The organism is Pseudomonas sp. NBRC 111131 (genome assembly GCF_001320525.1).
GTDB lineage: Bacteria > Pseudomonadota > Gammaproteobacteria > Pseudomonadales > Pseudomonadaceae > Aquipseudomonas > Aquipseudomonas ceruminis.
Genome location: NZ_BCBH01000022.1, coordinates 1 through 18,971 on the forward strand (window position 1 = coordinate 1; position 18,971 = coordinate 18,971).

At 60.6% G+C, this 18,971-nt stretch carries 14 protein-coding genes, 1 rRNA gene and 1 pseudogene; 10 read left to right on the plus strand and 6 right to left on the minus strand.

Translation table 11 applies throughout. The features are described 5' to 3' along the window. Positions 1–54: 54 nt before the first annotated feature. Positions 55–170, plus strand: a 5S ribosomal RNA gene (gene rrf / locus APH34_RS18890). Between the two features lie 54 nt (positions 171–224). On the opposite strand, the gene APH34_RS18895 is transcribed toward rrf, so the two are convergent. The 5 genes from APH34_RS18895 to APH34_RS18915 all read right to left on the minus strand — a co-directional run bounded on the left by APH34_RS18895 (position 225) and on the right by APH34_RS18915 (position 6,316). Beyond that, entirely contained in the window at positions 225–1,409 is a 1,185-nt protein-coding gene (locus APH34_RS18895; protein ID WP_054902425.1) for a PepSY domain-containing protein, read from the minus strand. An 83-nt stretch (positions 1,410–1,492) separates the two neighbouring features. Then, the gene (locus APH34_RS18900) at positions 1,493–3,847 is read right to left on the minus strand and encodes a TonB-dependent siderophore receptor (protein WP_054902497.1); all 2,355 of its coding nucleotides are present in this window, start codon (positions 3,845–3,847) and stop codon (positions 1,493–1,495) included. A gap of 230 nt (positions 3,848–4,077) precedes the next feature. Then, positions 4,078–5,037 carry a FecR domain-containing protein gene (locus APH34_RS18905; RefSeq protein ID WP_256215739.1) on the minus strand — a complete coding sequence of 320 codons (960 nt, stop codon included), beginning with the start codon at positions 5,035–5,037 and terminating at the stop codon, positions 4,078–4,080. Next, on the minus strand, positions 5,038–5,541 hold the full coding sequence (locus APH34_RS18910; RefSeq protein WP_054902426.1) for a sigma-70 family RNA polymerase sigma factor: 504 nt from the start codon (positions 5,539–5,541) through the stop codon (positions 5,038–5,040). Between the two features lie 85 nt (positions 5,542–5,626). Further along, positions 5,627–6,316 carry a GntR family transcriptional regulator gene (locus tag APH34_RS18915; RefSeq protein ID WP_054902427.1) on the minus strand — a complete coding sequence of 230 codons (690 nt, stop codon included), beginning with the start codon at positions 6,314–6,316 and terminating at the stop codon, positions 5,627–5,629. 199 nt (positions 6,317–6,515) lie between these two features. Between APH34_RS18915 and lapG the strand changes: the two are divergent. Continuing rightward, positions 6,516–7,278: pseudogene (gene lapG / locus APH34_RS18920) on the plus strand (cysteine protease LapG). A gap of 10 nt (positions 7,279–7,288) precedes the next feature. After that, positions 7,289–9,235 carry a cyclic di-GMP receptor LapD gene (gene lapD / locus APH34_RS18925; protein WP_054902429.1) on the plus strand — a complete coding sequence of 649 codons (1,947 nt, stop codon included), beginning with the start codon at positions 7,289–7,291 and terminating at the stop codon, positions 9,233–9,235. Positions 9,236–9,248: 13 nt separating this feature from the next. Here the strand turns inward: lapD and APH34_RS18930 are convergent, their stop codons facing one another. Next, positions 9,249–9,587, minus strand: coding sequence for a hypothetical protein (locus APH34_RS18930; RefSeq protein ID WP_054902499.1), 339 nt, complete (start codon positions 9,585–9,587; stop codon positions 9,249–9,251). 293 nt (positions 9,588–9,880) lie between these two features. Between APH34_RS18930 and bcsE the strand changes: the two genes are divergently transcribed. The 7 genes from bcsE to bcsB are packed head-to-tail and all read left to right on the plus strand — an operon-like array spanning position 9,881 to position 18,969. Continuing rightward, a complete protein-coding gene (gene bcsE / locus APH34_RS18935; RefSeq protein WP_054902500.1) occupies positions 9,881–11,371 on the plus strand; it encodes a cellulose biosynthesis protein BcsE in 1,491 nt (496 codons plus the stop codon). Further along, the gene (bcsF, locus tag APH34_RS18940) at positions 11,368–11,553 is read left to right on the plus strand and encodes a cellulose biosynthesis protein BcsF (protein WP_054902430.1); all 186 of its coding nucleotides are present in this window, start codon (positions 11,368–11,370) and stop codon (positions 11,551–11,553) included. Before bcsE ends, bcsF begins: the two co-directional genes overlap by 4 nt. Then, a complete protein-coding gene (gene bcsG / locus APH34_RS18945) occupies positions 11,546–13,156 on the plus strand; it encodes a cellulose biosynthesis protein BcsG (protein ID WP_054902431.1) in 1,611 nt (536 codons plus the stop codon). The genes bcsF and bcsG overlap by 8 nt, the downstream gene beginning before the upstream one ends. Next, the gene (bcsR, locus tag APH34_RS18950; RefSeq protein ID WP_054902432.1) at positions 13,153–13,371 is read left to right on the plus strand and encodes a cellulose biosynthesis protein BcsR; all 219 of its coding nucleotides are present in this window, start codon (positions 13,153–13,155) and stop codon (positions 13,369–13,371) included. Before bcsG ends, bcsR begins: the two co-directional genes overlap by 4 nt. Continuing rightward, positions 13,368–14,084, plus strand: a complete 717-nt coding sequence (bcsQ, locus tag APH34_RS18955; RefSeq protein ID WP_054902433.1) for a cellulose biosynthesis protein BcsQ — start codon at positions 13,368–13,370, stop codon at positions 14,082–14,084. Before bcsR ends, bcsQ begins: the two co-directional genes overlap by 4 nt. Further along, on the plus strand, positions 14,081–16,690 hold the full coding sequence (gene bcsA, locus APH34_RS18960; protein WP_054902434.1) for a UDP-forming cellulose synthase catalytic subunit: 2,610 nt from the start codon (positions 14,081–14,083) through the stop codon (positions 16,688–16,690). Before bcsQ ends, bcsA begins: the two co-directional genes overlap by 4 nt. Further along, the gene (bcsB, locus tag APH34_RS18965; protein WP_054902435.1) at positions 16,690–18,969 is read left to right on the plus strand and encodes a cellulose biosynthesis cyclic di-GMP-binding regulatory protein BcsB; all 2,280 of its coding nucleotides are present in this window, start codon (positions 16,690–16,692) and stop codon (positions 18,967–18,969) included. Before bcsA ends, bcsB begins: the two co-directional genes overlap by 1 nt. Positions 18,970–18,971: the final 2 nt, after the last annotated feature.

Consider the following 18,971-nt stretch of genomic DNA (forward strand, 5'->3'; position numbering starts at 1 on the left):
GGAACTACAGAGATTCGCGGGTACGTCCGCAGGACGGGCCGGCACACAGAATTTCTTGACGACCATAGAGCATTGGAACCACCTGATCCCATCCCGAACTCAGCAGTGAAACGATGCATCGCCGATGGTAGTGTGGGGTTTCCCCATGTGAGAGTAGGTCATCGTCAAGATTCAAACCCAAAGCCCCTGTCTGCGCTGCAGACAGGGGCTTTGTCCTTTCTGGGTTATTGCATTGCGACCTTGCGTGCTTTGCCCATCCGTCGTGCCTGCAGCTTGCGCCACCAGATGTACACGCCGGTAAAGGAAAGCACTGCAATCACAACACCCAGTATCGCGATAAGGATCTGCCCGGTCATGCCGATGATCCGACCGCCGTGTATGGGCAGTTGCAGTCGGTAGAACTGTTCACCCAGCGTGCCTTGCCCGGCGATTTCCTGGCCTAGCAAGCGGCCATCGGTGCCATGGAAGAACAGCCAGGACTTGCCATGGGCATCGGTGTCATGCTGACCAAACCCGGCACCATAGAAGTTGTATTCGAAGCTGTAGTACAGCTCCCCGATTGGGGCCATCAGCCCTAGCCGCGAGCCTTCCTCCTGTGCCCGCTGATAGGCCTGTTGGTAGTTAAGCCTGGTTACCCCAAGGGCCTCCTTCGGCAACGCGCCACGCGCCTCATACACACTCGGCTCAACCGGTGAGAACAACGACACCGCCGGTTTGAAGACCTGCGCCGGCAGGTTCATCGCAACGCTGCTGATGGCGATGGGCAACAGCAATAACCAAAGCCACAGTCCGCTAGCCCTGTGGATATCCATGTTAAGCCGATAGGCGTGGCCGCCCTTGATCTTCCACGCCGTCCCCCACTTGCGCCAGAACGGGCGCCCTCTGGGTAGCGTCAGCACTAGCGCAATGAAACAATCCACAACCCACAGGATGGCCACCACGCCCATCAGCAGCAGGCCCCAATTGCCCGGCAAGGCCAGGCTGTAGTGCAGCTCCAGGATGAACGGCATCAAGTTCTCCCGCGAGAAACAGCACTCACCCCAATAACGCTGGCCCAGGGTCTGCCCAGTGACGGGGTCAAGGTAGAACACGGTGTTCTTCTCGGCATAGGGCTCGCCCGACTGCGGGTCATTACGCGGGACCATTGCCAGCAAGGCGGAATGGCCTGCCTCCTGCGGATACTCCATGTACCAGACTTGCAAGCGCGGATGTTCCGCCTGCAACTTATCCACAAGCGCACCCGGCTGCTGGACCACACCCTCGGATGGCGCCTCGTAAAAGCCTGGGTTCAGCCATTCATCCAGTTCATGATGAAACGCCAGCAGGCTGCCGGTGAGCCCGGCAAGGGCAAGAAACGCGGCAATCACCAGGCCCAGGTAGCGGTGCAGCAAGACATACAATTGGCGCATCTGAGCAAACTCCCAAAATCACCAGAAACGAAAAAGCCAGCACCTGGTATCAGGCGCTGGCTTCGTAGCGAAGGCAGGCAGGCTCAGAACTGATAGCTGACCGTAGCGCTGACATTGCGCTCCTCACCCATGTAGCAGTAATTCAGGCTGGCGCACGAAGTGATGTAGGTCTCGTTGGTCAGGTTGTTGGCATTCAGGCGTACATCCACACCCTTGAGCCCGACTTTGCCAAGGTCGTAGCCGACCGAGGCGTCAAACAAGGTGTAGGAGGGCACCTTCATGCTGTTTTCCGCATCCACCCAGCTGTATCCCACGTACCGTACCCCCCCACCCAGACGCAGACCGTCGAGCGGGCCCTGGCGGAAGTTGTAATCGGCCCACAGCGAGAACATCTGCTTCGGTGCCTGGGTCGGCGAGTTACCCCTGTTGTCGAGGTTGCCTGCCACCAGGCTCGGCATCGACTTGGAGTACTCGATATCGGTGAAGGTGTAACCACCCAACAGCTTGAGGTTATCCGTCACCTGCACATGGGCTTCCAGCTCCAGGCCTTGGGAGCGCACTTCACCTACTGGGCGATAGAAGTCTTCGTTCGGCTGCTTGGATGCCAGGTTCTCCTGCTCGATGCGGAACACCGATGCAGTGAACAGGTTGTCGCTACCCGGTGGCTGGTACTTGATACCGGCTTCCCACTGAGTGCCCTCGGTTGGTGCCAGCGGGCGGCCGTCCTGGTCGGAAACCGTATTGGGATTGAACGATTCCGAATAGCTGACGTAGGGCGCAATACCGTTCTCGAACAGATACAACACACCGGCGCGCGTGGTGAACTTGGAGCGTTGGTCGCTGACCTTGCTGTCGCTGTCACGGTTCTCTTCCGAGACCTTCACCCAGTCCTGACGCAGCCCCAGCGAGAAGCGCCATTGGTCCAGTTCGACCAGGTCCTGCAGATACACCCCGGTCTGCTGCAAGCGACGTTGGTAGCGGTTTTCGCCCAGTACATGAAGGTTGCCATTACCATAATGCGGATTCCCGGCATCGAGCGGGTCGACCGTACCGTAGCGCCACTCTACATCGGCCTTGCGCCGTTGGTAGTCGGTGCCCAGCAGCAGCGTGTGTTTCGCTGTGCCGGTGAAGAACTCCGCCTGCAGCATGTTATCGATGATGAACGAATGCAGACGCTCGTCACCACCGGTATAGGCGCGGTTGAGGATATTGCTGTCGGCATCGGCCCAGCCCGCTGAGTACACCTGGTCCATCGACACATCGGAATCCTGGTAGCGGAAGTTCTGCCGTGCAGTGAAGACGTCGTTGAAGCGATGCTCGAACTGGTAGCTGAACGATTGCTGGGTCCGTTCGTAATTGTCGATCCCCGGCTCGCCTTCGAAGAAGTGGTCGGACAGCCGCTGCCCGTTACGCTTGTGCAGCATGCCGTCTGCCGGGTTACCACCGTGATAGCCCCCATTGGGGTCGTGCTGCAGGTAAGCCTGGAGAGTAAGCGACGTATCTTCGGTGAAGTCGATACTCATCGACGGGGCAATGGCGTAGCGTTCTTCCTTGGTGTGGTTGAACTGCGTGTCGGAAGCATCTGCAAGGCCAGTCAGGCGATAAGCAATGCGTTTGTCATCATCCAGCGGGCCGCTGAAGTCGAAGCCCATGCCACGTTGCCCTTGCGTTCCCACGGTAGCTTGTACCTGGTGGTAGGCCTCGAACAGAGGCTTCTTGGTGGTCAGTGCCACCAGGCCACCAGGGGAGCTGCGGCCATAGAGAACCGAGGAGGGGCCCTTGAGGATGTCGATACGCTCCAGGAAGTAAGGGTCTACCTGCATGGTGCTGTAGGTGCCGTTGTCGCCCATGGACTTGAGGCCATCGACGTAGATGTTGTCCACCGAGCCATCGTTGAAGCCACGCATCGCCACATAGTCATAGCGATGGGTGGCGCCATAGGGGTTGGTCAGCACACCCGGGGTGTAGCGCATGGCCTGGGCGACAGTCTGCGACCCCTGGTCATCGATTTGCTGACGGGTCACCACCGACACTGACTGCGAGGTTTCCACCAGCGGCGTGCTGGTCTTGGTCGCGACCTGGCTGTGGGTCGCGTTGTAGCCCTCCATGCTGCCTAACGCGTTACCCAGGGTGAAGCTGCGAACATCGGTGTCCGGGAGTGCGAGGGCGGCCTCTTGTGGCTGTGCACGTAGGACGTAGCTGTGCCCATCCTGGCTGACGGCCTCAAGCCCGGTGCCATGGAGCAACTGGCGTAACGCTTGGTCGGTCGCATAGTGGCCCTGCAAGCCATTGGACTTCAGTTCACCTGTCAATTGCGGCGTGCTCGACAGTGTGATGCCAGCCTGACGGGCAAACTGGTTGAGCACGTCATTCAATTGGCCAGCGGGAATCGCATATTGTTGGCCGAGCGGCGTCGGTTCGGCTGCCTGTGCCAGCATTGGCGCAGCGGTTATGACAAGCGCGGTGCCGAATAGCGCGGCGCGGACTGCTTTGCCAAGCATGGCTGAATTCAAGACAGGTCGAAAATCATTCTCGGTTGTGGCACGTGCTGAGCGTGAAGCAATGGGCATGGGGAAGTCCGTCGGATCGTTAAGGGCAGAAAGCGTCGCTTACTGTCCTAGCCGGATGCCTACGTAACACCCGCCAAAATATTTACCGAATATTGAAATCAGGCAACATGCTCCAGCCGAATCCACCAGCGTGTGCGTTGGCGCAAGTGCACTGGCAGCGTCTGCGGTAGCAATTGCAGCAGCCGTTCCGGGTCCTCCAGGCGGAATACGCCCGACAAACGCAGGTCTGCGATGTCGCCAGTGCAGCTCAGGTAGCCATGACGATAACGGCTCACCTGCGCGAGGAAATCGGCCAGGCGCATGTCACGGGTGACGATCAGCCCTTGCGTCCAGGCTGCGGCGTCCATGTCCACCTGTTCGAGGCGCTGGGCACCCGCTGAGTCCAGCCGCCAGTCCTGCCCACTGCCGATCCACTGCAGGTTGCCATCGCTGGGACGATGTATCGCAACGGTGCCTTGGCTGACGCTGACCCTTGTGCAGTCATCGTCCTGTCGGACAGTGAAGCGCCCCTCGAAACCCTCGAGGAGGGCATCACGCGTTTGTACCAATAGCGGTCGTGCCTGGTCGGCTGCCTGGCTACAGGTAAGCATCAATTCACCGTGCTTGAGGTGGATCATGCGCTGCTGGGCCGTGAAGGCCAGGTCCACGGCGCTGCGGGTATTGAGTTGCAACAACGAGCCATCGGGCAGCCCGACGCTGCGTTGCTCGCCGGTTGCGGTGGCGTAGTCGGAGGTCCATGCGCTGACGCTGTCGAGGTCTTTCGTCAGCCAGGTAGCCGTGCCCACCAGGGCCACTCCACCCAGCAGCTTGAGGGCCTGGCGACGTCGCAGCCGCCGCTGGCTGGTTTCCAGCGTCTGCAGGGCAACACTGGCCCCTGGAACGGCGCGCAGGTCGAGGTCGTGATGAAGCGCCAGCACCCTTTGCCAGGCCAGTTCATGTTCCGGTCCGGCGTTGCGCCATTGCTCGCATTGCTGCAACAGCCTGGGGTCGTTTCCACGCTCACGCAGGCAAAGCATCCACTCAATGGCCTGCTTCACGGCCTTGGCGGAGGGCACCACTCAATGCGCCTCTTCGTAGCGCAACAGATAGCAATGGTAGAGCGCGTCGGCCACATGGCGCTCGACCGAACGGAGCGATATTCCCATCTGCTCGGCGATTGCCTTGTGGCTCAGCCCCTCGCACTGGGCCAGCAGAAACGCCCGGCGAACCTTGGGCTTGAGGCCATCGAGCATCCGTGCGATGCGTTCGAGCAACTCCAGCAGCAGCTCGCGGGTTTCGGCAGACGGTACTTGCGCCTCAGGCAGCTGCGCCAAGGCATCGAGATAGGCGCGGTGCAACGCTTCACGCCGCCAGTGATCGATCACCAGGCCACGGGCGATGGTCCGCAGGAAGGCTCGTGGCGCGTTCAGTTGCATGTGCTCCTGGCGTTGCAGCAAGCGTACGAACGTGTCCTGTGCCAGGTCTGCGGCATCGGCAGCGTTGCCCAGCTTGCTGCGCAGCCATGTATTCAGCCAGTTGTGATGATCACTGTAGAGTGTGTGCACGGAATTGTTGGAAGGCATGACGGGCTGTCGGCATAAATGATAATTAGTCTCATTGTTTGCCGGGGCGCGGACGTTTGCAACCGTGATTTGCTGTTTTGCCCTGCTACTGGGCCGCCTGCTTGTCCAAGTAATTCCTGATCACGCGCGCCCCATTGTTCAGATGTTGCTCCAGCACCCTGATCGCCTCATCCACCCGCTTGTCGCTGGCCGCATTCACCAGCGCGTTGTGATCGTCCTGGGTCAGCTTGCCCAGCCCCATCGAAGACAGATGGAATCGTAGAAATCGCTCCTCTTCATTGAGCTCGTTCTCGATCAGGCGCAGCAGCTTCTGGTTCTGCGCCTTGCCGTACAGCGCCATGTGGAGCAGGCGGTTGAGGCGGCCGATTTCCGCGTGCCGGGTTTCAGTTTCCAATTGCCGGATGTAACCACGCGCGCGGGCGATGTCTTCGGCCTCTAGCAGAGGAATGGATTGGCGCAGCGCTTCGGACTCGAGCAACACCCGCAGGGCGTAGGTGTCGACCGCATCTTCGCCGATCAAGGGCGCGACAACCGCGCCTTTGTGCATTTCCACTTTCAGCAGCGATTGCGCCTCCAGTTGGCGCAGGGCTTCACGCACCGGCATACGGCTGACGCCATACAGGGTGGCGAGCTCTTGCTGACGCACGGCAGTACCCGGTGGCAGGCGGCCGTCGAGGATGGCACTGCGCAAGCGTTCTTCGATCACGCCACGGGCTAGGTGGGCGGGCACCTGTTCGCTTACCAACACGTTGCTCAATTTGATTTTCTCGGCCACGCGGAGTCTGCCTCGATGACGAAAGTTGGATCCAATGAAACTAGTGACAGGCAAGACCGGTTGTCAAACCCGGATGCGTTGAGGGGGGTGAATCAATACTTCAAGTATGGTGGATGAAGACGCGAGCCAAAGGAAGCGAACACACAAAGTGATAACCATAAAGTAGGGTCAGCCCGACAACCGGTGCCGTGATTGCAGGGTGCCATTGTCTTTTAAATGGTCAGGCCCCACCATCGCTGCATTCAAAAAGGTCTGAACAGGTCTTCGCCGTGGCGATACCCGGGACGCTCAACGCTGCCATACAACGAATCGGCCTGGCGCTGCTGCTGGCGGGCTTGCCACTGGGCGGTTTGCACGCAGACTGGGATTTTGCCGAGATCAGTCGCAAGTCACAGGCGTTGTATGGCCCGCTGGGTGCCGGCAAAAGCCGCATCGATGCCTGGCAAACGTTGATGGCCACGCAAAGCCAACGCACCGAGCTTCAGCGCCTGGAGGTGGTCAATCTGTTTTTCAACCAGCAGCTGCGCTATGTCGAAGACATCGACCTGTGGCACGAGGTCGATTACTGGGCCACACCGATCCAGTCGCTGATCAAGGGTGCCGGTGATTGCGAAGACTATGCCATCGCCAAGTATTTCAGCCTGCGGCGCATGGGCATTTCCAGCGAGAAGCTGCGTATTACCTACGTCAAGGCCTTGCGCCAGAATCGCGCGCATATGGTGCTGACCTATTATTCAAGCCCACAAGCACAGCCACTGGTGCTCGACAGCCTGATGGATGCGATCAAGCCAGCCAGCCAACGTACCGACCTGTTGCCGGTCTACGCCTTCAATGGTGAAGGCCTGTGGCTCGCCGGGGCCACGGGCAACAGGAAAGTCGGTGACACCAAGCGCCTGTCACGCTGGCAGGACGTGCTGAAAAAAATGCAGGCCGAAGGGTTCCCGGCCGAGCCGGTTTACTGAAGGAGCGCCAATGTCACTGTTCAAACAATTGCTGTTGGCCATTTGCCTGTTCCTGGTGGTCGCGTTCAGCGGCAGCTTCATGGTCAGCCTGGAAAGCTCGCGCAGCCAGTACGTCAATCAGTTGCGCTCCCACGCCCAGGACGCAGCCACCGCGTTGGCGCTGGCGCTGACGCCGAACATCGACGACCCAGCCATGGTCGAGCTCATGGTCAGTTCGATCTTCGACAGTGGCTATTACACGAGCATCAAAGTCATCGATCAGGCATCCAACGCGGTACTGGTCGAGCGCCACGCCGAGCCAGACCCCGGCGGTGTGCCAGCCTGGTTCGTCCATTTGATCGGACTGCAAGCGGCCGGCGGTGATGCGATCGTCAGCCGTGGCTGGCAACAGGCCGCCCGAGTCGAGGTAATCAGCCATCCGATGTTCGCCATCGCCAAGCTCTGGCAGAGTGCATTGGGCAGCCTGGGCTGGCTGCTGCTCTGCGGCGGGGCGAGTGCGGTGCTGGGAGCCTTGTTGCTGCGACGCCAGTTGCGTCCGCTGGACTACCTGGTCGAACAATCCCGTGCCATTGCCCGCCGTGAGTTCCTCAGCCTGCCCGAGTTGCCCCGCACGCCCGAGCTGCGCCGTGTGGTCCAGGCGATGAACCAGATGGTCGAGAAGCTCAAGGCCCTGTTCAACGAACAGGCCGAACGCAGCGAGCGGCTGCGTGCCGAGTCTTATCAGGACAGCTTGACCGGGCTTGCCAACCGCCGCTACTTCGACATGCAGCTCGATGCCTGCGTAAGCCACCGGGAGGAAGGGCGAGCAGGCTACTTGCTGTTGCTGCGCGTGCGCGACCTGTCAGGGCTCAACACCCGCCTGGGGGGCCAACGTACCGACCAGCTGCTGCAAGCGGTGGGCGAACAGCTGTGCCGTACCTGTGACGCCTACCCGGCAACCAGAAACCTGATCGCTCGCAGTCGGGGCGGCGAGTTTGCGGTGCTGGCACCGGGCATGGTGCAGGAAGATGCCGTGCACCTTGCCCAGGCGCTAGAAGCGGCCTTGCAGAGCCTGCACCAGACCGGTGCCACCGACGTTGATCCGGTTGCCTTTATTGGCCTTGTACCCTTTCGCCCCGGCGACGCACCGCAGGCGCTCTTGCATCTTGCCGATGAGGCCCTGGCGCGCGCCGAGAGCCAGCTGGCGCCAGGTTGGATGTGCCTGGAGCAGGGGGCTCAGGCGATCGCTGGCGAAAGCCATCATGACTGGCGAGCGCGGCTGGATCAGGCCTTCCTCAAAGACCAGTTCGAACTGTTCTTCCAGCCGGTGGTGGATTGCAAGGCACCGCAACGCGTGCGCCACCACAAAGTCATTTCACGCTTGCACGACGGCCAGGGCGAGGCTCTGCCGGCTGGCCGCTTCCTGCCTTGGCTGGAGCGTTTCGGCTGGATGCCGCGGCTAGATGTCCTGGTGCTGGAAAAAGTGCTGACGCATCTGCAGGGTCATGATCAGGTGCTTGCGCTGAATCTGTCGGCCGCAACCCTGGCTGACCCCAAGGCGTTGCAACGGGTTTACGAACTGCTGGGCCAACACATCGCGCTGGGGCCGCGCTTGGTCCTGGAAATCGGCGAAGAGCAGCTCCCCGAGCAGGCTGTACTCGAACACCTGGCCCGGCGCCTGCACGGGCTTGGCTTCGGGCTGGCGTTGCAGCGTTTTGGCGGGCGTTTCAACAGGATTGGCAACCTGGTGCACCTGGGTTTGGCCTACCTGAAGATCGACGGCAGTTACGTTCGCAACATTGACCACGAACAGGATAAACGCCTGTTCATCGAGGCGATTCAACGCGCGGCCCACAGTATCGACTTGCCGTTGATAGCCGAACGGGTCGAGACGGAAGGGGAGCGCCTTGTGCTGGCGCAAATGGGGGTTGAAGGGATTCAGGGGCAGCTGGTCGGTGAACCTGCGCCCTGGCGTTGACCGCGCAAGGGGGTCAGATCAATCCGCCATCTTCTTCGCCGATCAGGTTGTTCAAGCTGCCCAGTGCCTTACGTGCGGTGGAGCGGCTGAGCAACTTGGCCTGAGCCCCTGGCGGCAGGTCGGTGATGCTGAACACGCCTTTGGCGGTGAGCACCTCGATCACGTCTTCAAGCACCCGGATCATGTCCAGGTCGCTCTGCTTGAGTTGCTGCAGGCTGGTCTCGACCACGTCGTCAGCAAACCATGCCTGGATGTCTGCATGGTCGTCCGGCAGGATTTGCGTGTATTCGGCGTAGGGTGCAGCTTCCACCCGCTGCAGTTGCCCCTTGTTGTCGCGTTGCACGTAGAACATGGCATCCATCCTCCTCACCTGGCCATTGATTGCCGGCTCAGGCCAGCATAGGCAATGTTGCGCTATTGCGCCTGCCAGTCGCGCTGGGAGGGATTTGCGACAAGCGGTGAAAACATCATCTTGACACTATTTTGCCTTGGTGCTGTAGAATTGACGATTTATATCAATGCGCGACTGTGCTAGTCGACTTTTTGACGCCAAGGCACGTCAAAAAAGCCTTCCCTGCGTGCAAGGCCCTCTCGCCAAGAATCAGCTTCGATATCGAATTCAGAGTCATCGTTTTGACGAAAAGTATTCCGTTGTTGGCTATTCCCGGTTTGAGTGCCGAGCATAGCCAGTTTCATGAGCAAGGCCTGTATTGGTTGGCCTGTGACACCACAGAAAACGCCTCTACACTCTGCCGTCAATTGATCGCCAGCATGCCTGAACAAACCCGGGCGGCGTTGCTGGGCGATGCGCGCGCGTTGCGTGAGACGCTTGGTGGGCTGGATTCGAATTGCGGCCCGGTCGAACTGGCACTGTACGAAAGTGACACGCGAGCCGTCCTGCACCTCATGCATGATCTGCCTCGCATAGACCTGCCTGGCCGCGTGCTGATGGCGCTCGTGCCGACGTCTGCCTGGGAAAGCGGCAAGGTCGAGCACTGGTGTCAAACCCTGCGCCAAGCGGCACTGGCTGCCGGTGCGCTGATCGTGGTCATCAGTGAGGGGCAGAGTGCTTCGCTGGTCGAGCGTCTCCGAGCATTCAATCAGTCTATCGACGGGCTCGCCCAGCTTTACCGTGGGCAGGGCAGCGTCCGCTATCTGCAACATTTCTGGAGCAACAGGCTGGGCGTAGCCGGCCCACAGGATTTCGAACTGGCGCGCCACGCTGATGGCTTGGTATTTGCCGGTCGTGCTGTGCCGTTGACCGATGCGGGCGGTGATGAGTTGGAATGCCTGGCACAGAGCCAAGTGCTTGAAGGGGCGCCAGCACTGTCCGAGCATTGGCAGGTGTTCGACAGCATCAGCGAGTTAGGGGCCAAGGCGAGCCGGGCTGTCTCGGCAACTGTGATTTTTGCCATGGACGGTGGGCAGCGTCTTGATGTGCTGGCCCTGCAGCTTCACACCTTGCGACAACTGCGTGGTAATGCACTCAAGCTGGTGGTGCGTGAAGTGGCCCCCACCCTCCGCTATCAGGACGAGCAGTTGCTGCTGGCATGCGGTGCCAGCCAAATCGTGCCATTCGGCGCGAGCCTTTCGCGATTTCTGACCATGGTCGACAGCATCCAGGGCTATGTCTGGCGTCGACATCTGCCGGCCGATTTTGATGCCTTGCTCGCGCGCCTTCGACCGTTACCTATTTGTGGCCTGGTCGCCCCGCGCGCCTTTGCAGAGGCCGTCCAACAGATGTGGCACGGTCATCGAAACGGTGAAATCGTGCACCAGTTGCTGGTACTGCGCCCTGCGCCTGGCCTGAGCCCGCTGCAGGCGTGTTCACGCACAATGTTCCGCCGCGATGGTGATATCGCCTGTGTGGTCGGTGAAGTGCTGTTCCTGTTCCTGTTCGCTTGTCGTTCCGAAGGTGTCGAACAGGCGCTGGACCATATATTCCAGTTGTCCTGGAAAGAGCTGTTTATCAGCCAGGATGTGCTGGTAAGCCTCGACAGCTTGGCAACCCCTGCCTTCCTCGACGCCACTAAACCGCAGCTACCACTCGCGGATTCAGTTGCGCTGCCGTCGGCGCAGAAGAGGCCGGTGCTGACTCCACGTCAGATCAGGCTGCGCCTTGAGGGAGCGGTATGAACTTCGAACAACTGCTGCAGGTGATCGGGATCAGTGCGCTGGTCACCTTGATGCTGGTTCTATTCGTGATACGTGCACGAGCCGTGGTGTTGGGTTGGCTCAGCCGCCGTCTGCGGCCCCGTTACCTGAAGCCGGTTGGCGTACGCCGCCGTGTAGTGCGTCAGAGTCCCGATCATGACTAGTTTGACCCATACCGTACCTGGGGCAGCGGCTTGGCGCGGCCTGGGTGCGTGGAACCTCTACTTCCTGGCCAAATTTCTTTTGGTGGCCATCGGCACGCTTGATTTTCAGGCTTTGCCGAATCTGTTGTTCGCAGCATTTCTGTTAGTGCCCTTGCCTTTGAGGTGGGTGCGAATTGTTCGTCAGGTCGTGGCGGTGCCGCTGGGCGTCGCGTTGTTCTATCACGACACTTGGCTACCCCCGTTCCGTCGCCTGCTGGAACAACCAGGTGTGTTCGATTTTTCGTGGCATTACCTGCTGGAGCTGATGGCCAGGTTCGTCAACTGGAACCTGATGGGAGCCCTCGTGCTGCTGCTAGTGGGCTACCTGTTCTTGCGTCACTGGCTGCGTCTGAGCACGCTCAGCCTGGTGGGGCTAGCATGGCTTACGCTCGGTGGGCTACCGTCGCTGAGCGCCCCCGGCGGCCAGCAGGCCGTGGGCGGCGTTGCCGCCACGGCGTCTACCGCTGCGGTAGCCGACAATGCGACCCTCAATGCCTGGCTCGAGCGCTTCTTCGCCAGCGAGCGTCAGCGAGTGACCTCGTTCCCTGTAGTCAAACCAGACGAGCAGCCCTTCGACCTGTTGATCATCAACGTGTGTTCCTTGGCCTGGGATGATCTATCGGCTGTTGGCATGCACGATAATGCGCTGTTCTCACGCATGGACGTGGTTTTCGATCAGTTCAACTCCGCCACGTCTTACAGCGGGCCTGCCGCAATACGCGTGCTCAGGGCCAGCTGTGGCCAATCGTCTCATTCCGGTCTGTACCAGCCGGCTCCCGAGCAGTGCCTGCTGTTCCAGAACCTGGACAAGCTCGGCTTCCAAAGCCAGACCTTGCTAAACCATAGCGGGCGGTTCGACAACTTCATTGGCGACATTACCAGCCAGCACATGCCTCAGCCTGGCCTCAGTGCCAGCGACTTCCCCAGGGCGCTGGTCAGTTTCGATGGCTCGCCAATCGCCGGGGATCTGGATGTGTTACGTGGCTGGTGGGGCCAGCGCAAAAACCTGGCAGCTCAGCATGTCTCGCTGTTTTACAACACGATCAGCCTCCATGATGGTAACCGCGTCGTGACCGCCGACGGCGGCACGCGCGCGGCCGATTACGCCACGCGGGCCAACCGCCTTTTCGCCGACCTGGGCAAGTTTTTGGACGATCTCGAGGGCAGTGGCCGTCGCGTGGTGGTGGCCATCGTTCCTGAACATGGCGCGGCCTTGCACGGTGACCGAATGCAGTTGTCCGGCATGCGCGAAATCCCGACACCGTCCATTACTCATGTACCGGTCGGCCTGAAGTTCATTGGCATGGGCCAGCATGTACGCAGCGAGCCGTTGAGAGTGACCTCACCCACCAGCTTCCTGGCCTTGTCCGAGTTGGTATCGCGCGTTTACGCCGGCCTGGGTGCCGGGCAGACGCTCGACCTGCCCAGCCTGCTTACCGACCTGCCGACCACCGAGCGTGTTTCGGAAACCTCTGGTGCCCAGGTCCTCGACTATCAAGGGCGCACCTACATGCGTCTGCAAGGGCAGCCGAATTGGCAGCCTGTTCCCAAGGAGAGCCCATGATGGCTGGCAAGGCTGACCCCTCCGATCGCAGTGACGATATCGCCCAGCTTCGTCAGCACCTGGCCCTGCCTGCCCTGAGCTATCAGGACATCTCCATGATGGTCGGCGTGCAGCAGGCATTGCAGCGCTGGCCGTTGCTGGGTGAAAGTTACAGGGCACGGGCCGAGAAAGCCGCTGCGGATCGGGTAGTACTGCCGGAGGCAGTCACCCCATGATCACCCTGGCATTGCATGGTTTGCGCGGTGGGCTGGGACGCAGCGCATTGGTGGCAGCACTGGGTTACGCCTTGCGAGAGCTTGGCGAGCGGGTACTGCTGATCGACCTGTGCCCGGAAAACCTGCTGGGCCTGCACTATAACTTGCCCCTTGACCAGCGTGACGGCTGGGCACGTTCGCAACTGCAAGGACGGCCGTTCGGCGAACCCCTGTATGAAGTGCTCGACGGGCTGTGTCTGATGCCTTTTGGCGAGGTTGCCCAAGGTCAGATCAAGGACCTGAGCGGGTACTTCGACCCTGATATTTGGCGCACTCGACAAGCCGCGTTGGCCGAGCATTTCGACTGGTTGCTGTTCGACCTTCCTCACCCCGTCAGTGCCGAAAGGACACGGGCATTTAAAACCGATATGCAGATATTGGTGGCAGAGGCGGAGATGACCAGCCATGTGCTGCTCGGTCGTCAGCAGTTGGAGCGTTACGACCTCATGCTGGTCAACCGTTTCGACCCTGCAAGCAGCTTGCAAGGCGATGTGCTGATGGTTTGGCGTGACCAGTATCGAAACCGTTTGCCCCTGCAACTGGTGCACCGTGACGAAGCCTTTGCCGAGGCCTTTGCCTGTAAGGCACCCGTAGGCCATTACGCGCCGCAGAGCCTGGCATCCCGGGATGTGCAGAGCCTGGCAGTGCGCTGTCTGGCGAGGCGGCAAGCGTGAGCGTGACGCCTCTCTCAGCCTACGGCCACTTTACTGCTCGCGGCGCCCGTCAGCCGGTCGCGTTGGTGTTTACCCTGTGCGTGTGGCTGGCGTACCTGTTGCTGCGGCTTGAATCGCCAGCCTGGCAAGCATTACTGGCCGACCGCCAGCGGTTGTTCCCGCAGTTCGTCGGCAAGCGGCCGACACTGGGGGACCCGGTGCGCCTGCTGATCCAGTGCGTTTGGCTGCTGCTGCGGCATGATCGGCAGCAGCATAAGCTGGGCTGGCTACCTGGCGTCCGGACTGCATTGGCAAGCCCATTGGGTGCTGCCTGGGAGGGGGTGCGACGGCTTCGAGCTCGGCTGGCAGAAACCATGCGCCAGGTACCTGCACGTTTTCGCGACAGCCAGCTTCAACGCGATTCCGCCAGGCGTTTGCGTCGTCTGAGCGTTTTTGGCCGCCGACTGTTCTACACCGTACTCACCTGCTGCGCTGTCCTTCTGGCATTGCTCTGTGTGACCGAGCCGTTCGGTTACCTGGCGCAGCTGGTGTTCATTTTTCTGTTGTGGGGCATCGCGATGTTGGTGCGCTACATGCCCGGCCGTTTCCCGACGCTGATGCTGATCGTGTTGTCGACGATCATTTCCTGTCGCTATCTGTGGTGGCGCTATACCTCGACATTGAACTGGAACGATACACTAGACCTGGTCTGTGGCGTGATCCTTCTGGCTGCAGAAACCTATTCCTGGTTTGTGCTGATCCTTGGCTACATCCAGACCTGCTGGCCGCTGCAACGCAAACCGGTGAGCCTCCCGGAAAACCTGAAGCACTGGCCGACAGTCGACTTGATGATCCCTACCTACAACGAGGACCTGTCGGTGGTGCGCACCACTGTGCTCGCCGCCCTGGGCCTGGACTGGCCCCGCGAGTGCCTGCGCATCTACATTCTTGACGATGGTCGGCGCGAGGCGTTTCGCGCCTTCGCCGACGAAGTGGGTGTGGGCTACATCGTGCGCTCGGACAACAAGCACGCCAAAGCAGGGAACCTCAATCATGCGCTGGGCGTTACTGACAGCGAGCTGATTGCGATTTTCGACTGCGACCACGTGCCGGTGCGCTCCTTCCTGCAGATGACGGTCGGCTGGTTCCTCAAGGACCCCAAGTTGGCACTGGTGCAGACGCCCCATCATTTCTTCTCGCCCGACCCGTTCGAGCGCAACCTGGGGTCTTTCCGCCGCCGCCCCAATGAAGGCGAGTTGTTCTATGGGTTGATCCAGGACGGCAACGACATGTGGAACGCTGCCTTTTTCTGCGGTTCGTGCGCCGTGCTACGGCGCACCGCGCTGGAAAGCATCGGCGGATTCGCGGTCGAGACAGTGACCGAGGATGCCCATACTGCCTTACGCATGCACCGCCAGGGCTGGACCTCGGCCTACTTGAGCCTCCCCCAGGCAGCAGGTCTTGCGACCGAGAGCCTGTCGGCCCACATCGGCCAGCGCATTCGCTGGGCGCGTGGCATGGTGCAAATCTTCCGGACCGACAACCCCCTGTTCGGTCGCGGGCTCAGTTTGTTCCAGCGGGTTTGCTACGCCAACGCCATGCTGCACTTCCTCGCTGGCCTACCCCGGTTGATCTTCCTCACTGCGCCGCTGGCATTCCTGTTGCTGCATGCCTACATCATCTACGCACCCGCGTTGATGATTCTGCTCTACGTGTTGCCGCACATGATTCATGCCAGCCTTACCAACTCACGCATGCAGGGCAAATACCGGCAGACGTTTTGGGGTGAGGTCTACGAGACCGTGCTGGCTTGGTACATCGCCAGGCCCACCACGGTTGCGTTGTTCGCGCCAAAGAAAGGGACCTTCAATGTCACTGCCAAGGGTGGGCTGATGGAGCAAGGGCAGTTCGATTGGCGAATCGCCCAGCCATATCTGTTCCTCGCCGGGCTGAACGTGGTTGGCCTGGGTTTTGCCGTTTGGCGACTGATTTACGGGCCGGTAGCTGAGATAGGCACAGTAATCGTCAGTTCGCTGTGGGTGATCTATAACCTGCTGATCCTCGGCGCCGCCTGCGCGGTCGCGGCCGAAGTGCGTCAGGTTCGTCGCGCTCACCGCGTGCAGATGCATCTGCCGGTCGCCCTGCTGCTGGAAAGTGGCCACGGCTACCCCTGCACGCTGGTCGATTACTCCGATGGAGGTATCGGCTTGCAGTTGGGTGAGGTCACTGCCCCCCGACCTGGGGAGCGGGTGCGGCTGCTGCTGAGCCGCGGCCAGCGCGAGTTTGCCTTTGCTGCACGGGTGACCCGTAGCGTCGGCCAGCATGTGGGCTTGACCTTCGATAGCCTCAGCCAGCAACAGCGGATTGATCTGGTGCACTGCACCTTCGCCCGGGCCGATGCGTGGCTGGGTTGGCAGGACAAGCACGAAGTCGATCGCCCGCTTAGCAGCCTGGTCGGTGTACTCAAGCTGGGCGGCGTAGGCTACCGGCGTTTGATCGAACACACCCCAGGTTGGCTCCGCGAACGGCTGCAGCCCGTGTGCCACCTAGCGTGCTGGCTGGGTAGCTACATGCCCCGTACGCCACGAACCACTCCATCCACGAACCTTGTTGACCGAGACGCATGATGACTCGTTATCCCGCGCGCACCTGGGGCTTGGCGATGGCGCTGCTTGCCTCCCTTCTCCAGAACGCTGCCGTCGCCGCTGTTGCTCCCGTTGCCGTACCTGGCGAGTCAGCAGTGCCCAATTGGCCCGTTAGCAAAACATTCGAGCAGCTAGGCCGTGCTTCTGACAGCCTTTTACTGGGTGTGCGTGGCAGCGAGAACATCGATTTCGGTGTGCGCCGAGATCGCCTGGCGACGGAGGCGGTCCTGCAACTGGACTACACCCCTTCGCCGGCATTGCTTCCGAACATTTCGCATCTGCGCGTCTATCTCAACGATGAATTGATGGGTGTGGTGCCGGTAGAAAAGGACCAGCTCGGCCAGCGCGTGCGGCGCCAGTTGCCTTTGGACCCGAAACTCATCAGCGACTTCAACCGAGTACGCCTGGAGTTCGTCGGGCATTACACCGACATCTGTGAAGACCCTGCGAACAGCGGCCTGTGGCTGAACCTCAATCGCAAGAGTCAGGTCAGGCTGCTTGAGCAGCCGCTGACCTTGGAAAATGACCTTGCCTACTTCCCGCTGCCGTTCTTCGATGCGCGCGATACCAGCAAGGTCGAGCTACCGGTGGTGTTCGCCGACGCGCCAACACTGGGGGAACAGCGCGCAGCCGCTATCCTTTCATCCTATTTCGGCAGCAAGGCAGGGTGGCGCAAAGCGACTTTCCCGGTGTCGTTCAACACGCTGCCAGCCAGCGGTGACAGGTCAAATCCGGTCATCGTTTTCGCCACAAACGAGCGTCGCCCGGCGTTTCTCGGTGACCTTGAGAAATTTCCGAAGGTCGATGGCCCGGTAGTGCAACTGATCGATCACCCGACCGATCGCTGGAGCAAAGTGCTGCTGGTGCTCGGTCGCGATGACGAGGACCTGGTAAAGGCGGCATCCGCGCTGGCCGTTGGCAGCGATTTGTTCCGAGGGGCACGGGTCAAAATCGAGCAGATGACGGCCTTGCAACCGCGCAAGCCATACGATGCGCCGAACTGGACACGTACGGATCGGCCGGTGCGCTTCTCTGAGCTGCTCGATTATCCCGAGCAGCTTCAGGTAAGCGGCTTGCAGCCGCGGCCGATCACCCTCGATGTGAATTTGCCGCCAGACCTGTTTGTCTGGCGCAACCAGGGTATACCGCTGCAGACCCTGTATCGCTATACACCGCCGGCGGTTACCGACGAATCGCGGTTGAGCATCAGTGTCAACGATCAATACATCACCAGCATGCCCCTGGTGGGTAATGACCGCCGCGGCGGCACGCTCGAAGAAATGCGCCTGAACGTGCTGTCCACCGATAGCACGGCATTGACCGAACAGTCGCTGGTACCTGCCTTGAAGATCGGTGCGCGAAATCGCCTGCGCTTCGACTTCAGCTTTGCCAGCACCTTGGGGAGCGCCCAGCGCGACCACTGCCAAACCTCGCTGCCGGTGGACGTACGAGCCGCTATCGACGAGAACTCGACCATCGACCTGTCCGGCTATTACCACTACATGGCAATGCCTGATCTGCGTGCCTTTGCCCGCAGTGGCTTCCCCTACAGCCGTATGGCCGATCTGTCCGAAACAGTGATCCTGGTACCGGGCAAACCGACACAGATGCAGGTCGGTACCCTGCTCGATGCAGTCAGCAGCGTGGCTGGGCAGACTGGCTACCCGGCTCTTAACGTGCGGCTGACCGACGATTGGGAACAGGCAGCGCAAGCTGATGCCGATCTGCTGTTGATAGGTAGTATGCCTGAAGGGCTGCGCGATGCTCCTAACCTCGGCCTGATGCTCGATCAACAACGAGATTGGATGGTGCAGGGCCGGACCCTGGCATCGCAGGGTAATCAACGTTTCACGACCGCGCCGGTTGAACCCAATAGCCGTGTCGCGGTTAGTGCGCAGGCGCCGATCGCCGCTATCACAGGGCTGAAATCGCCGTTCCATGAGCAGCGCAGTGTCGTTGCTCTGCTGGCCAATTCTGATGCCGATTTCGCGTTGTTGCGTGAGGTGCTGGCGGACTCGGGTAAGTTGGAGGCGGTGGCAGGTTCCGTCGCCCTGGTGCGCAGCAGTGGTGTCAGCAGCCAGTTCATCGGCGAGCACTATTTTGTTGGCCAACTGCCGTGGTGGCTGCTGCTGTGGTTCCACCTGTCCGACTATCCGGCGCTGATCGCGGTAGTCGCCTCCGTCAGCGTGCTGCTGTTCGCCTTCCTGTTGTGGCGTGCGCTGCGTTGGGCCGCGCGTCGTCGCTTGGGCGAGGCTGATTGAAC

What these genes read in the sequence shown, in the direction of transcription:
- APH34_RS18895 (WP_054902425.1), bottom strand. Translation starts at nt 1,409, where the DNA reads ATGCGCCAATTGTATGTCTTGCTGCACCGCTACCTGGGCCTGGTGATT.
- APH34_RS18900 (WP_054902497.1), bottom strand. Translation starts at nt 3,847, where the DNA reads ATGCTGGCACAGGCAGCCGAACCGACGCCGCTCGGCCAACAATATGCG.
- APH34_RS18910 (WP_054902426.1), bottom strand. Translation starts at nt 5,541, where the DNA reads ATGCCTTCCAACAATTCCGTGCACACACTCTACAGTGATCATCACAAC.
- lapD (WP_054902429.1), top strand. Translation starts at nt 7,289, where the DNA reads ATGTCACTGTTCAAACAATTGCTGTTGGCCATTTGCCTGTTCCTGGTG.
- APH34_RS18930 (WP_054902499.1), bottom strand. Translation starts at nt 9,587, where the DNA reads ATGTTCTACGTGCAACGCGACAACAAGGGGCAACTGCAGCGGGTGGAA.
- bcsF (WP_054902430.1), top strand. Translation starts at nt 11,368, where the DNA reads ATGAACTTCGAACAACTGCTGCAGGTGATCGGGATCAGTGCGCTGGTC.
- bcsG (WP_054902431.1), top strand. Translation starts at nt 11,546, where the DNA reads ATGACTAGTTTGACCCATACCGTACCTGGGGCAGCGGCTTGGCGCGGC.
- bcsR (WP_054902432.1), top strand. Translation starts at nt 13,153, where the DNA reads ATGATGGCTGGCAAGGCTGACCCCTCCGATCGCAGTGACGATATCGCC.
- bcsQ (WP_054902433.1), top strand. Translation starts at nt 13,368, where the DNA reads ATGATCACCCTGGCATTGCATGGTTTGCGCGGTGGGCTGGGACGCAGC.
- bcsB (WP_054902435.1), top strand. Translation starts at nt 16,690, where the DNA reads ATGACTCGTTATCCCGCGCGCACCTGGGGCTTGGCGATGGCGCTGCTT.